We start from the raw sequence: 12,700 nt of genomic DNA, 5'->3' as shown, positions 1-12,700 counted from the left end.
CGCCCGGGACCTCAGGCGCGGGGTAGCGTTGGACCACCCCCAGATCACGACCGAGAGGACGCCTCCCGTGGCTACTGCACCACCCGAAGACCAGCGCAAGCTGCTGGAGGTCCAGGCGCTCGACACCCGCGCTCAGCAGCTCGCCCACACGCGCAAGAGCCTTCCCGCGCTCACGCAGCTGACCGAGCTCGACGGCCGCATCGCCGACCTGCGCGCCTCACTCGTCGAGTCGCGGACCCGGGTGGCCGACCTCAAGCGTGAGCTCACCAAGGCGGAGACCGACGTCGAGCAGGTGCGCAACCGCGCCGCGCGCGACCAGCAGCGGCTGGACACCGGCAGCGTGAGCGCCAAGGACGCCGTCGCGCTCACCGACGAGCTCCGCTCGCTCGCCGCCCGCCAGGCCGCGCTGGAGGAGGTCGAGCTCGACGTCATGGAGCGCCTCGACGCCCACGAGGACGCGCTGGCCAAGGTCGAGGCTGCGAACGACGAGCTCGTCACCGAGAAGACCAAGGTCGAGGGTGAGCGCGACGCGGGCTGGGCCGACGTCGACGCCCAGGTCGCGGCGCTCGCGGCCAGCCGCGCGACTGCGGTCGAGGGCCTCGACGCCGGTCTGGTGGCGCTCTACGAGAAGCTCCGCGCGCAGCTCGGCGGCACGGGCGCGGCGGTGCTGAACGGCAACCGCTGCGACGGCTGCCGCATGGACCTGCCGCCGGTCGACCTGGACAAGATCCGCAGCGCGGCGCCCGACGCCGTGGTGCGCTGCGAGGAGTGCGGTCGCATCCTGGTGCGCGTCGCCTCGACGACCGGCGCTGCCGCCGGATGAGCTGCTGGACGAGCTGCTGGATGATTCAAGCATGAGCGAGGCGCCCGGCCTCGACACGCACGTACGTCCCTCGGGCATCCCCACGCGGTTCGACGACGCCGTCCCGCTCACCGTGGTGCTCGTGCGGCACGGCGTGACCCCGCTGACGGAGGTCGGCGTCTACTCCGGCTCGGACACGCCCGGCCCGTCGCTGAGCGCCCGCGGCAGGCTCCAGGCCGCCCAGGCGGCGGACGCCGTGTTCCGCATCGGGCGGGCGTCGCGGGCCGGCGCGTCGTCGTCGGGCGGCATGCGCGGCGGCGGCCTCTGGCCGGACCTGCCCCGTCCGACGGCGCTCGTCGCGTCCCCGACGGTACGGACCCAGGAGACGGCGTCCGCCGTCGGACGACGCCTCGGGCTGCATGTGAGCACCGACGACCGGTTCGCGGAGAGCCGGTTCGGGCAGTGGGAGGGGCAGACCGCCGCGGAGATCGAGCAGGGCTGGCCGGGCGAGCTGGCGCAGTGGCACTCGACCGGCACCTTCGTGCCGCCGGGCGGCGAGTCCTACGCGCAGCTCGGCGCCCGCGTCTGGGACGGCCTGACCGAGCTGCTGGCCGGCGGGGTGGACCGCACGGTCGTGGTCGTGGGGCACGCGGGGCAGATCCGTACCGCCGTCGGGCAGGCGCTGGGGGCGCCCGCCTCGTACTGGGCGCGGCTGCGGATCCCGCCCGCGTCGCTGTCGGTGCTGCGCCTGTGGGAGGACGGCACGACCGAGGTGACCGCCGTCGGGGTGCCGACCGACGGCTGAGCCCGCTGGTCGAGCGCTATCGTCGGTTGAGCGTTACCGCCGGTTGAGCGCGCCCCGCGCGAACGCTGGGGCGAGCGGCACCAGCGCCAGCACGAGGACGGCGGGCAGGGCGAACCCGAGCCGCAGGTTGTCGGCCCCCACGAAGCCGGTGAGCACCGCTCCGAGCAGCGCGCCGACGTAGTTGAACTGGTTGAACCGCGCGATGACGGCGTCGGTGCGGGCGCGGTCGGGCTCGGGCGCCGGGCCGTCCGCGCCGTCGTCCGCCGCGCCGCCGTCCGCCGCAGTCCCCGCGGCGATGCGGCCCGCAGCCGAGAAGCTGAGCGGTGCCACCAGGGCAACGGCCGCGCCGAGCACGGTGAACCCGGCCACGGCGACCTGCCAGGTCGGCGCGAGCGCGACCAGCGTCAGCGCCCCGCAACCGACGACCGACCCGATCCGGAGCAGCGGCACGACGCCGAAGCGGGTCACGAGCTGCCCGCCGGCCAGCCGGACGATGATCGACGTCACGAGGTAGGGGAAGGTCGCCAGGGCCACGAGGTTGCCGGGCGCGTCGAAGGAGCGCGCCAGGTAGACGGGTCCCCAGGTCGAGGCCGTGGTGTCGACCATGTAGAAAACGACCAGCCCGGCGCCCACGAGCCAGATGGGCTTCCATGGGATCGGGGCGGCGTCGGACGCCGGGGCTCCGCTCGGGGCGGGCGTGCCGTGGGCCGCGACCGTCGGGAGACCGGGCGCGACGCCGACCCCGTGGGCGCCGTCCGCCCCCGCCGCGACGCGCGGGACGAACCGCGCGAACGCGATCGCCGCGGGGACCAGTGCGACGAACGCGCCGACCGCGGGGGAGAGGTGCCCCGTGGCCAGGGCGATCGCGGCGGCGATGATGCCGCCCGTGGTCCAGTAGCCGTGGGAGGACGGCAGGATCGGTCGGCCGTACCGGTGCTCCAGGTCGACGGCCTGCATGTTGGACGTGGCGTCGACCAGGCCGAGCGCGATCCCGTAGACGGCGACCCCGCCGACGAAGAAACCGACCGCGGGCGCCAGGGTGATCGCCGGGACCGCGACGACCATCAGCCCGAGCCCGAGCCGGAGCATCGGCGCGCTGCCGACCCGGTGCGCGGCCCGTTCGGCGACCAGCGAACCGACCCCCGCGAGCAGCACCATCAAGAGCAGCAGCAGCGAGAGCGCCACCTCGTCCAGCCCCCACCGCTCCAGGAACCGCGGGAGGCGCGTGGTGAGGCTGATGAAGACGAAGCCCTGCGCGAAGAACGCCGCGGCCACTGCGATCCTGGCGCCGGTCAGGCTGGTGATCCTCATGACCGCACATCCAACCGGTCGGTAGGCGTTGGCGCCAGGGCTGTGTCCCAGCCGTTATCCGCCCGCCGTCCGACCTGCCCCCTCCCCTTCGAGGCCCGGGTTTCTCCGCTTTCACCCGCTTGAAAGCCGAGAAACCCGGGCCTCAAAGGGAAGTTCGTAGGGGAGCCCCCTGCCGCCGGCCTACGCCAGGACGAGCTCCAGCGTCCGCGGGCCCCGCGTCTTGCCGTCCAGCAGATTGGCCTCGATGAGTGTCTGGTCCTTGCCCGAGCCGATCTCGGTGAGCACGACCGAACCGACCAGCTCTTGGGCGGCCTTGAGCACGTCCTCGCTGGTCCGGGCCTCGTGCTCGCGGCGCAGCAGGTGCCCGGCCAGCACGCCGCGCGTGTGCTTGGCGTTGTGCGACACCACGGTCCGCTTCCCGTCCGTCTCGCGCAGCACACGCACCTCGACCCACTCCGCGGACGGCGTCCCGTCGGCGGCGGGCGTCGTCCGCGGCCTCCAGGCCGCGACGTACGTCGCCGACCGGCAGTCCACGACGACGTCGCCCGCGGCCCGCGCGTCGAGCACCTCGGCCAGGGCGGGCTTCCAGAAGGTGGCGAGCCGACCGGCGTCGGGCAGGCCGACGCCCATGCCGAGTCGGTAGGCGGGGATGCGGTCGCCCGGCGCGACCACGCCCCACAGCCCCGAGAAGGTGAGGACGCTCGCCTGGGCGCGCCGTGCGGCGGCGTCGGGCAGCGCGGCGAGGCCGGCCGCCGCGTACAGGACGCCCGTGTAGACCTCGGCGGCGGGGGCCGCCGGCGCCGCGTGGAGCGCGGTGTTGCGCGCCACTTCCTCGGCGAGCCCGTCGCTCACCCCGAGCGCCGTCGTCGCGTCGGGCCGCGCGCTGACCTGCGCCAGCTCGGCGAGCACCTGCTCGCGCCGAGCGGTGAGCTCCGGGTGGGCCAGGGCGGTCAGGTCGAGGGGAGCGGCGCCGTCGGGCGCGGGCGTCTTGCCCTCGGAGGGCGGCAGGAGCAGGAGCACCCGCCTAGCGTAGGTCGCGGACCAGGGTGTGTACCCATGAGACGGGTTACGCTGACCGCCGCCGGGGACCCGGGAACGCGCAGCTGGCGAACGTAGAGTCGGTCGCTTTCTGAACGCTCAGACGGCGACGAACCCTACGTTCACCTCGACGGTCGGGCGGTGACGAGGCGGGCGGCGGCCTCGGGGAGAGTGTCGGTCCCCGAACTGTGTTGCTCGCGGTAGACCTTGTCGACACACAGCAACACTGCTCCGGCACGTCAGCGTTCCGGGGCGCTTTAGGGTGACGCGCATGGCGCAGATCAAGGTGTACGGGAACCGGTCGGTGTGGTGCGAGCGGCGCGCGGAGGTCTCCGACGCGCTGCACGAGGCCCTCGTGCGCACCTGGCAGCTCCCGCCGGAGAAGCGGTTCCACCGCTTCCTCCTCCTGGACGACGGCGACCTGGTCGCCCCGCGCTCGGACGCCTACCTGGTCGTGGAGATCGTCTGCTTCACCGGCCGCAGCCGCGAGGCCAAGCGCGCGCTGATCGCCGCCCTGTACGACGACGTCGCGCCGCGCCTCGGGCTGGAAGCGGACGACCTGGAGGTCGTGATCCTGGAGAGCTCGCGCGAGAACTGGGGGATCCGCGGGGTGTCGGGGGACGAACTGGCGCTGGGGTATCGCGTGGAGGTCTGACGGCGCTCCGGGACGTCTCTGAGCGGTCTGCATGCGAACTGCATGCGGACCGGTACTCTTTCTCCTGCGGACGAGTCGGTCGGGCGGTCGCGTCGGGCACCCTCGGGTGCCCGCCGAGGAACGTCCGGGCTCCACAGGGCAAGGTGGTGGTTAACAGCCACCCGGGGTGACCCGCGGGACAGTGCCACAGAAAACAGACCGCCCTCGGTCTTCGGACCGGGGGTAAGGGTGAAACGGTGGTGTAAGAGACCACCAGCGCCGCCGGTGACGGCGGCGGCTAGGTAAACCCCACCTGGAGCAAGGTCAGACAGACGGTGTTCGAGGGCTGCTCGCCCGATTCTCCTCGGAGAAGCACAGTCGGGTAGACCGCTCGAGCCCTGCGGCAACGCAGGGCCTAGATGGATGACCGTCGCCCGCGCGGGGGTAACCGCGCGCGGGAACAGAACCCGGCGTACAGACCGGCTCGTCCGCCTTTAAGGCCCTGAACCGCCTTGACGGACGTGCCGTGGCGGATGCGCGGGCTCGCGTAGTAGTGACGCAGATCGTGGAAGTCGACTGGATGTCCTCGGGGTCGATCGGGGCTAGCGGCAGGTGTCCCAGCCGTGGGTAGGTTCGGATCTCAAGAACCACGTCGACCTGGTCCTCTGTGTTGCCGCGATGGACCTGGAGCGTCCGCCAGGACGACGGTCGCCGCGAGTTCCGGTCCAGGGCGCGCTTCCCGGGGCCAGCATTGTCGCTGGCCCCGCCGGCCTTTCGTCGACGAGGAGTCGCTACCTCGCGTCGCCAAGGGTGATCCGGCGCCGCAGGGCCTGGGCTAGTGGTGCTTCCCACACGTCGGTGCCCTCCGTCGGATCGGGACCGTCGTGCGGAAGCCGGGCCATCGTCTGCTTGGTGACGCGGATAGCCTCCCGGTCGCGCCGGGCGATGCGCCGGGCCAGGCGCTTGGCCTCGACCCACACTTTCTCGGTCGGGACGACGGATTGCACGAGCCCGCCCTCCAGCGCCTCCTGGGCATTGATGGCATCGCCGAGCAGCAGCATCGCGCGGGTCCAGCCGGAACCGATCTCGGCGACCAGGCGGTCCAGCACCTCGCTCGGACCCACCGGGATGCTGACGACCGTCTCGGGCGCGCGGAACCGTGCGTCCTCGGCGGCCACGCGCAGGTCGCTCGCGACCGCCAGCCCGAGCCCTGTTCCGGCGACGTTGCCGTGCAGCGCCGCGACTGTCACCGCCGGGCAGGTGCGCCAGGCGCGCAGCACCTCGTCGCTGAGCTCGACGAGGTTCCGGTAGCCGTCGGGGTCGTTGGTGGCGAGCTGGCCGAGCTCGTCCAGGTCGCCGCCTATGCAGAAGTGGCGCCCTTCGGCGCGCAGCACGACGGCGGCGACGTCGTCGGGCAGCGTCGTGAGCACGTCGCCCAGGGCGGTCAGCGTCGCTCGGTCGAGCCGGTTGTCGCCGTCGGGCCGCGTGAGGGTCACCACCAGCACGGCGTCCTCGCGGTTGACCACGACGGGTCCGGCGGCGGACGCGCTCTCACCAGCGGCCACCGCCGCACCAGCACCCGCGGTCGCGGCTGGACGGGGTCGCCGCCGTACCGGCACCGAACGTGTTCCGCGGAAGGCGAGGGTCTCGTCGTAGCCCACTGGCCCGGCGAACTCGAGATCGAACCGCTGCAGCACCTCGGGGAACAGTGTCGTCGCTTCCAGACGGGCCAGCGGCGCGCCCAGGCAGTAGTGCATGCCCACGCCGAAGGCGAGGTTGCGGCGGGGCGGGCGCGAGAGGTTCAGGTCGTGCGGCGAGTCGTAGGCGTCGGCGTCGTGGTTGGCCGCGGCGACCACGGCGTGCACGATCTGCCCGGCTGCCACCGGGATGCCGCCCGGCAGCTCCGTGTCTTGCGCCGCGTACCGGGTCATGAGCTGTACGGGCGATACGAAGCGGACCAGTTCCTCGACGGCGCCGTGCACGGCTTCCGGGTGCTCGAGCATCCACGTGGCCTGGTCGGGCCGGCGCAGGAGCTGCACCACGCCGTCGGACAGCAGGGACGTCGTCGTCTCGAGGCCCGCCTCGATCATGACGTTGAGCTGGGAGCCGGCCACCGCGCGCACCGCGGGGTCGGTCTCTGTGTCGAGCCACTCTCCCAGCGGGGAGTCCTCCGTGAGCCGGGGTCTGGGCTGGGCTACGAGCTGTTCCCAGTACGCGTTCCACAGCTTGCCCGCGCGGTCGGCCTGCGCCATCCGCGCCTTGCTCGGCGCGAGGTCGTGCACGTTCGAGAGCATGCGGCTCATCTCGCACAGCAGCGGGATGTCCTCGCGCGGCAGCCCGAGAACGATGCAGAGCACCGCCATGGGCAGCCGGTCGCCGACCAGGGCCCCGAAGTCCGCCTCGCCGTCGGCGCGCAGCACCGCATCGAACCGGTCGAGGTACTCGTGGACGGTCTGGACGATCTGCGGTGTGAGGTCAGCGACCGACTGCGGTGAGACGAACGAGCCAAGGCTGCGGCGCAGCCCGGCGTGCCCGGGCGGGTTGGTACCGAGCGCGGAGTCGTGCAGGAACTTCAGGCCCGGGTGCCGCACCCACGTCGGCTGGCGCGCGGTGCGCCAGGCGGCGTCCACGGTGCGCCAGCCGGATCCGCTGAGCACCTCGTGGCTCGCGCCGTGCGAGGTGACCATCCAGGCTCCCCACGGCATGCGTACCGCCGGGCCCATGGCCCGCAGCTCGTCGTAGACGGCGTGGGGGTCGGCGCGCCCTTCGGGCGTGCTCAGGTGCCGGATCAGCTTGGTCACGCGGCGGCGGGCATTGCGGTCCGAACTGGCCGCGACGGCGTCTGTCGACTTCCGGGATCTACCGCTGTGGTCAGGCACTGGGGGCTCCTTCTTCAGCCAAGACACCATCTCGTCTGCCGACGGACGCGTTAAACATAACGTACATACCGGGCAGAACATTCGGCCCTTGCGGGTCGCCGTGTGACTATTGCGTAAAGAAGTGACTATGAGGCAGCCATGTGACGGCGTGGGCAGTCTTGTGCGCCGTTGGCGTAACCTGGCAGCCTCGGCAACCGCCTGCCACGCCGACCCCGGTGTCGAAGACCCCCGGTCGGTTCGTCACGAACGACACCGTCATTGCCGGGTCGGTCGGCGGAGAGGTGCGACGCCTCGGGGAGGCTGCGGTGGACGAGGTCGAGTCCTGGGTGCGCACCGGGACGTTTCGTACGCCGGTGCACCCGGAGACCCTCGCCATCACGGCCTGAGTCCCCCGGCCGCTGGTGCTCGTCCCGAGCATCGGTAGATCGAGTCGCCAACATCCTCGACGAGGCACGCTGGAACCTCGAGTTCATGCTCAAGCTGCAGGTCCCCGACGGCGAACCCGGCGCGGGCATGGCGCACGAAGACTTGCGTGAACGGCAGGCGCACGTCGATGCCGTCTGACGCTCCAGGGACAGGTCAGACGCGGGCAGGCGTGCGGGCGGCCTGGCGCTCGGGAGTGAACGTCACCGGCAGCGTGGACGGGTAGCGCGACCACGGCGATGGCGCCCACTTCACCACCGGGTCGGTGAGCCTCAGGTCGAGCCGCTCCATGAGGCTCTCCACCGCGATCTTGACCACGAGCCGCCCGGGGCGCTTGGCGGGGCACGCGTGCGGCCCGACGCCGAAGGACAGGTGCGACCGGTTGCCCGCCTCGAAGAGGTCGTCGCTGGTGCGTACCCGCGGGTCGTTGTTCGCGGCGGCCACGCCCATCACTATCGCGTCACCGGCGCGGATCTGGGCGGTGCCGAGGGTGCAGTCGGTCACGGCGTACCGAGCGGGCAGGTTCGCCACAGGCGGCTCGCTCCACAGCGTCTCGTCCATCGCGTCGTCCAGGCCGCGGCGCACGCCGGAGACACGGCCGGTGTACCGGGGGTCGGTGAGCATGCGGCGAAGTGTGGCCGCGATCCAGGTCACGAGCATCTCGTTGGCCGCGCAGATCGCGATCACCATGGAGTGCACGATCTCGGTGTCGTCCTCGAAATTCGGGTGCTCGATGAAGCTGGTGGTCAGGTTCGGGCCTGGCTCCGCCCGGGTCGCGATGACGTGGTCCATCACGATCTGGTCCATCCGGACCAGGGCTGACACGGGATCGCCGCCGTGCCCGAAGATCTCGCTCGCGCAGTGCAACAGGTCGACCCCCTGCCGCTCGTCGAAGCCGAACATGCCCGACACCGCCAGGAACGACACCGCCGCCGCGTACTCGCCCATCAGGTCCGCACTGCCCTTGGCGGCGAACGAGTCGATGAGCCGGGCGCAGACGACGCGCACGAGCGCTGCAGTCCGGACCTCGTCCATGTCGGCGAACGCCTCGTCCACCGGGAGCCGCAGCCGCCGGTGCTCCGCGCCGTCCGAGAAGTACAGGTTCCGCCGTCCGGTCGGGGACAGGATGGCGTGCAGGGTCGACTGCGGTGGTAGCTGCTCTCTCCAGTGCCGTGGGTTCCGGGCGAAGACGCTCTCGGTGCGCATCACCTCCATGACCTCGGCGTGCCCCAGCACGAGCCAGCCCGGTACGCCTGGCTCCAGGTCCACGGGGGCCACCGGGCCCCACTGGTCCTGCAGCTTGCGCAGTGCCGCAGTCATGTCCTCTGCACCGGTCAGGTCCACCAGCGCGACCCGGCCCCCGCTCCGCTGCGGTTCGAGGTCAGGCATGCCCCTCCACCCCTCGACATTCATCTGAATTATCCATCGAAATCGGGGGCGACCTGCGTAGACGCCCGATCAGGCGTTTCTATCACGGGCAGCAGAGAACACGAAACACGCGGCGTTCTTCCCCCACGGCGGCCAGGTCCGGGCTCGTCGCCGCCGCGAACGCCAGCACCCGGAACGCCTCTCGCGAGACCCACGCCCTGTTCATGACCGCTCAGGGCCAGCTCGACCCCATCCTGTGGTGACCTGCTGTCCGCTCCGGTAGTGGCGGAGTGGGGTACCTGAGGTTGCTCACCAGCGCGGAGGACAGCCAATGGGGCGGGTGGAAGGCACCCGAGTGCGAGGTGTGGGCAGGAGCCTTGAACCATGCTGACCTTGATGCTGTCCGGCAGTTCGCGCCCCTCGTGCCGAGCGAGGGCGACGAGGTCTCCTATCGGGAGTCTCGCCGGCCCGGGCATTCGCACTGCGGTTGCTGCACGAGCCGGTGGCTATGCGTTGAGGCGATCCGCTTCGGCCAGCAGCAGTTCGCCGAAGGGCTGAAAGCCGATGCTGCAGGCGTAGACGCCGCTGAAGACTCGGTGGATGGTTCCCCACTCCCAGATGGCGGTGGCGTCGACGCCCGTGCGCGAAGCCAGCCGCTCGGCCCGCACCCAGAGGTCATCGCCGAGGTCCGGGGTGCACCGCACGATGGTGCCGAGATCGCACGCCGGCTCGGCCCGCAACCCGGCTGGATCGATGAGCTTGTAGCCGCCGTCACTCGCCTGCAGGGCGTTCAGCTCGTGGATGTCACCATGGACCAGAACCGCGGTCCGATCGTCGTGGGCAAGGCGACGACGATTCATGCATTCCAGTGCGTCCATCACAGTGGCTGGCGAACACGGCCGCCCTGCCTGTTCCCATAGTCCTGGCAGCCGGTCGGCGTACCGCTCAGCCAAGTTCGCACCGGTGGGAAGGTCGACGTCGGGACCGATCGGGCGCCACAGGCGAACCGCCACGTCGCACAGCAAGCTGTGGCGGCTGACAGGGTCGGCCACGACGTCGTGCATCGGAGCCCCGAGACGCTCCAGCAGAAGGGCTTGTCGATCCACGTCCTCGTCCAGCAGCTTGGCGCATCCTTCTCCGTCCGCCAGACGCAACACCGTGGCCTCCGGCCGGATGTCCCGACCTGGCACACCGATCTTGAGGACCGCCGGAGTTCCGTCGACCTGCGTCGCCTCGACGACCAGGCCGACGTGACCGCCCGCAAGGCTGGAGCCGATCCTCAGGGACCACTCCTGGGCCAGCGAGTCGACCACACCTGGCAGCTCGTCCAGCCAGAGTTCGTTCCCGTCGGCCATGACTGTCTTGCGGACCTGTTCAGGAATGTCGAGGCGCACACCGCCAACCTAGCTCGGTGCTGTCACGGTAGATCGTTCGGAGGGCGAGTGCCGGGGTAACCCCGCGTATCGGGTGGCAGGTCCGCTGCTTCCCAGTCGGCCGGCCACCCCGTAGGCACTTCGCCCGTGCGCACGACGTGCGCGATCGCGCTGGTACAACCCGACGCCGTGCCCGGTGCGGCCTCGCACCCCTGAGCGCCACAGGCGAGCCTCACCCCACACGCGGACTCCGTCGACGACGGGCGGGTTCGCCGCCAGCATCGACGACCTCAGCGGTTGAACTATGCATTGGCATAAAGCTGCTGAATGTTTGCTAGCCGTCCCACGGTCATGCAGTGGTGTCTGACGATGAAGTTGAGGCACGGTCGGTGCGCGGGGACGGCGGCACCTCTACATACATGCAGGTCAGCGGCTCGGCACGGGGTTGAATTCACCCTCGCAATCGCTTGGATTCTCTGGTGGGTCACGGCAGGATGCAGGTGCGCCACCACCAACGACGGAGGTCATCATCGCCAGTCTGAAACCGATCACAGGCCTGCTCTTGAATGAACACAAGTCAGGATTTGGCGAACAGAGTGGCGACCACGGCGTGGCCGCGCGAGTCTCTCCCGGGAATCCGTCCACCGGATCGCTCACGATCAGCGCGCGGTCCGCCTGACGAGTCGTGGCACTCGGTACGTGAGCGCCATCCGCGAGGCGCACTGATCGGCTCCGGTCTCGGTGGACACCGTCGGGCTCTACGTCTCCGCCCCGAGCGTCTTTGACGACCTGTCCGTGGCCCGGTCCTGCTCGCGCTCGACCGGTTGATTCGCGCGAGCCCCACAGTTGTGCGGCCCGAGAGCCGGGCCGTCGAGACGGACGGGAGTCCGTCGGAAGATCGAATCAAGGAGGAAACTACATGTTCGCATCATCGATCAGCCGCGTTCGAATGGTCGCGGCAGTCGCAATCACTGCAGTGATCGCACTGTCCATGGCGCTGTTCGTCGGGGCCCCCGCTCGTGCTGCTATTCCAGGCGGCCTCATGAACGTCGCAGCACAGAGGTGTCTGGATGGAAGCATCTCCCAAGGCGTGCGTCTCAATGTGTGCAACGCGGACGGGTATCAGGATTGGACACTACGCGACAGTGTCGGCGGTTTTTACGAGTTTTATCACGACGAGACTGGGAAGTGCCTGGACGGGAGTATCTCGAACGGAGTGCGTCTCAACACCTGTAACCGCAGCGAGTATCAGCAGTGGGAGGTGCGGGAAGGGGCCACCGCGTTGGCATTTCTCAATAGGGCGACGAGAAAGTGTCTCGACGGCAGTATCAGTGAAGGTGTGCGTCTCCTGACGTGCAACAACACCGAGTATCAGAGGTGGTACTGAGTTGTAGATGGCGGGCGGCCATGCGTCCGGCGTGGTCGCCCCCCGCTACTACAATTCGCGCTCGAACGGTTGATTCGCGCGCGCCCCACAGTTGTGCGGCCCGGAAGCCGGGCCGTCGAGACGGACGAGAGCCCGTCGGAAGATCGAATCGAGGAGGAAACCAATGTTCGCATCATCGATCAGCCGCGTTCGAGCGGTAGCGGCAGTTGCAATCACGGCAGTGATTGGGTTGTCCATTTCGCTGTTCGTCGCTGCCCCCGCAAGTGCTGCGGGCACAAATTACGTCAACGTGGCGACGGCGCGGTGCCTGGACGGAAGCATCTCTCAGGGTGTGCGTCTCAATGTGTGCAACTCTGACGTGTATCAGGACTGGACCATTATTGGAGCGAATCCGTTCAGTTTTTATCACATCGAGACTGAGATGTGCCTGGACGGGAGTATCTCGAACGGGGTGCGTCTCAACACCTGTAACGGCAGCGACTATCAGCAGTGGGAGCTGGCGTCCGGGGATGCCGGGCTCCGTGTGCTCAACGTAGCTACGAGAATGTGTCTCGACGGCAGTATCAGCGAAGGCGTGCGTCTCAAGACGTGCAACAACACCGAGTATCAGAGGTGGCGGGCCTGAGTTTGTAGATGGCGGGCGGCCATGCCTCCAAGCGTGGTCGCCCGCCACTGCACCG

The 12,700-nt window shown here is 70.0% G+C and carries 11 protein-coding genes and 1 other RNA gene; 7 read left to right on the top strand and 5 right to left on the bottom strand.

All coding sequences use genetic code 11. The features are described 5' to 3' along the window. Positions 1 to 67: 67 nt before the first annotated feature. The gene (locus ACZ7LE_RS14115; RefSeq protein WP_470403882.1) at positions 68 to 823 is read left to right on the top strand and encodes a zinc ribbon domain-containing protein; all 756 of its coding nucleotides are present in this window, start codon (positions 68 to 70) and stop codon (positions 821 to 823) included. Between the two features lie 31 nt (positions 824 to 854). Further along, positions 855 to 1,607 carry a histidine phosphatase family protein gene (locus tag ACZ7LE_RS14110; protein WP_470403881.1) on the top strand — a complete coding sequence of 251 codons (753 nt, stop codon included), beginning with the start codon at positions 855 to 857 and terminating at the stop codon, positions 1,605 to 1,607. A 33-nt stretch (positions 1,608 to 1,640) separates the two neighbouring features. On the opposite strand, the gene ACZ7LE_RS14105 is transcribed toward ACZ7LE_RS14110, so the two are convergent. Both ACZ7LE_RS14105 and ACZ7LE_RS14100 read right to left on the bottom strand, forming a co-directional pair. After that, a complete protein-coding gene (locus ACZ7LE_RS14105; RefSeq protein ID WP_470403880.1) occupies positions 1,641 to 2,918 on the bottom strand; it encodes an MFS transporter in 1,278 nt (425 codons plus the stop codon). A gap of 180 nt (positions 2,919 to 3,098) precedes the next feature. Next, positions 3,099 to 3,938 (bottom strand): YaaA family protein, encoded by an 840-nt coding sequence (locus tag ACZ7LE_RS14100; RefSeq protein ID WP_470403879.1) that lies wholly within the window; start codon positions 3,936 to 3,938, stop codon positions 3,099 to 3,101. Between the two features lie 289 nt (positions 3,939 to 4,227). On the opposite strand from ACZ7LE_RS14100, the gene ACZ7LE_RS14095 reads away from it, so the two are divergent. Together ACZ7LE_RS14095 and rnpB are read left to right on the top strand one after the other, a co-directional pair. Then, the gene (locus ACZ7LE_RS14095) at positions 4,228 to 4,611 is read left to right on the top strand and encodes a tautomerase family protein (RefSeq protein WP_470403878.1); all 384 of its coding nucleotides are present in this window, start codon (positions 4,228 to 4,230) and stop codon (positions 4,609 to 4,611) included. A gap of 71 nt (positions 4,612 to 4,682) precedes the next feature. Then, positions 4,683 to 5,081, top strand: an RNA gene (gene rnpB, locus ACZ7LE_RS14090) — RNase P RNA component class A. Between the two features lie 300 nt (positions 5,082 to 5,381). Here the strand turns inward: rnpB and ACZ7LE_RS14085 are convergent. Further along, entirely contained in the window at positions 5,382 to 7,391 is a 2,010-nt protein-coding gene (locus tag ACZ7LE_RS14085; RefSeq protein WP_470403877.1) for a cytochrome P450, read from the bottom strand. 293 nt (positions 7,392 to 7,684) lie between these two features. On the opposite strand from ACZ7LE_RS14085, the gene ACZ7LE_RS14080 reads away from it, so the two are divergent. Further along, positions 7,685 to 7,855, top strand: coding sequence for a hypothetical protein (locus ACZ7LE_RS14080; protein ID WP_470403876.1), 171 nt, complete (start codon positions 7,685 to 7,687; stop codon positions 7,853 to 7,855). A gap of 193 nt (positions 7,856 to 8,048) precedes the next feature. Here the strand turns inward: ACZ7LE_RS14080 and ACZ7LE_RS14075 are convergent, their stop codons facing one another. After that, complete coding sequence (locus ACZ7LE_RS14075) at positions 8,049 to 9,281, bottom strand: cytochrome P450 family protein (protein WP_470403875.1); 1,233 nt, start codon at positions 9,279 to 9,281, stop codon at positions 8,049 to 8,051. 485 nt (positions 9,282 to 9,766) lie between these two features. Continuing rightward, a complete protein-coding gene (locus tag ACZ7LE_RS14070) occupies positions 9,767 to 10,654 on the bottom strand; it encodes an aminoglycoside phosphotransferase family protein (protein ID WP_470403874.1) in 888 nt (295 codons plus the stop codon). Positions 10,655 to 11,552: 898 nt separating this feature from the next. On the opposite strand from ACZ7LE_RS14070, the gene ACZ7LE_RS14065 reads away from it, so the two are divergent. Together ACZ7LE_RS14065 and ACZ7LE_RS14060 are read left to right on the top strand one after the other, a co-directional pair. Then, entirely contained in the window at positions 11,553 to 12,020 is a 468-nt protein-coding gene (locus ACZ7LE_RS14065) for an RICIN domain-containing protein (RefSeq protein WP_470403873.1), read from the top strand. 163 nt (positions 12,021 to 12,183) lie between these two features. After that, positions 12,184 to 12,645 (top strand): RICIN domain-containing protein, encoded by a 462-nt coding sequence (locus ACZ7LE_RS14060; protein ID WP_470403872.1) that lies wholly within the window; start codon positions 12,184 to 12,186, stop codon positions 12,643 to 12,645. Positions 12,646 to 12,700 lie beyond the last annotated feature (55 nt).

Source organism: Promicromonospora sp. NPDC110617 (assembly GCF_055598465.1).
The sequence above is the reverse complement of the archived record's forward strand: the minus strand, read 5'-3'. Positions and strand labels throughout refer to the sequence as shown.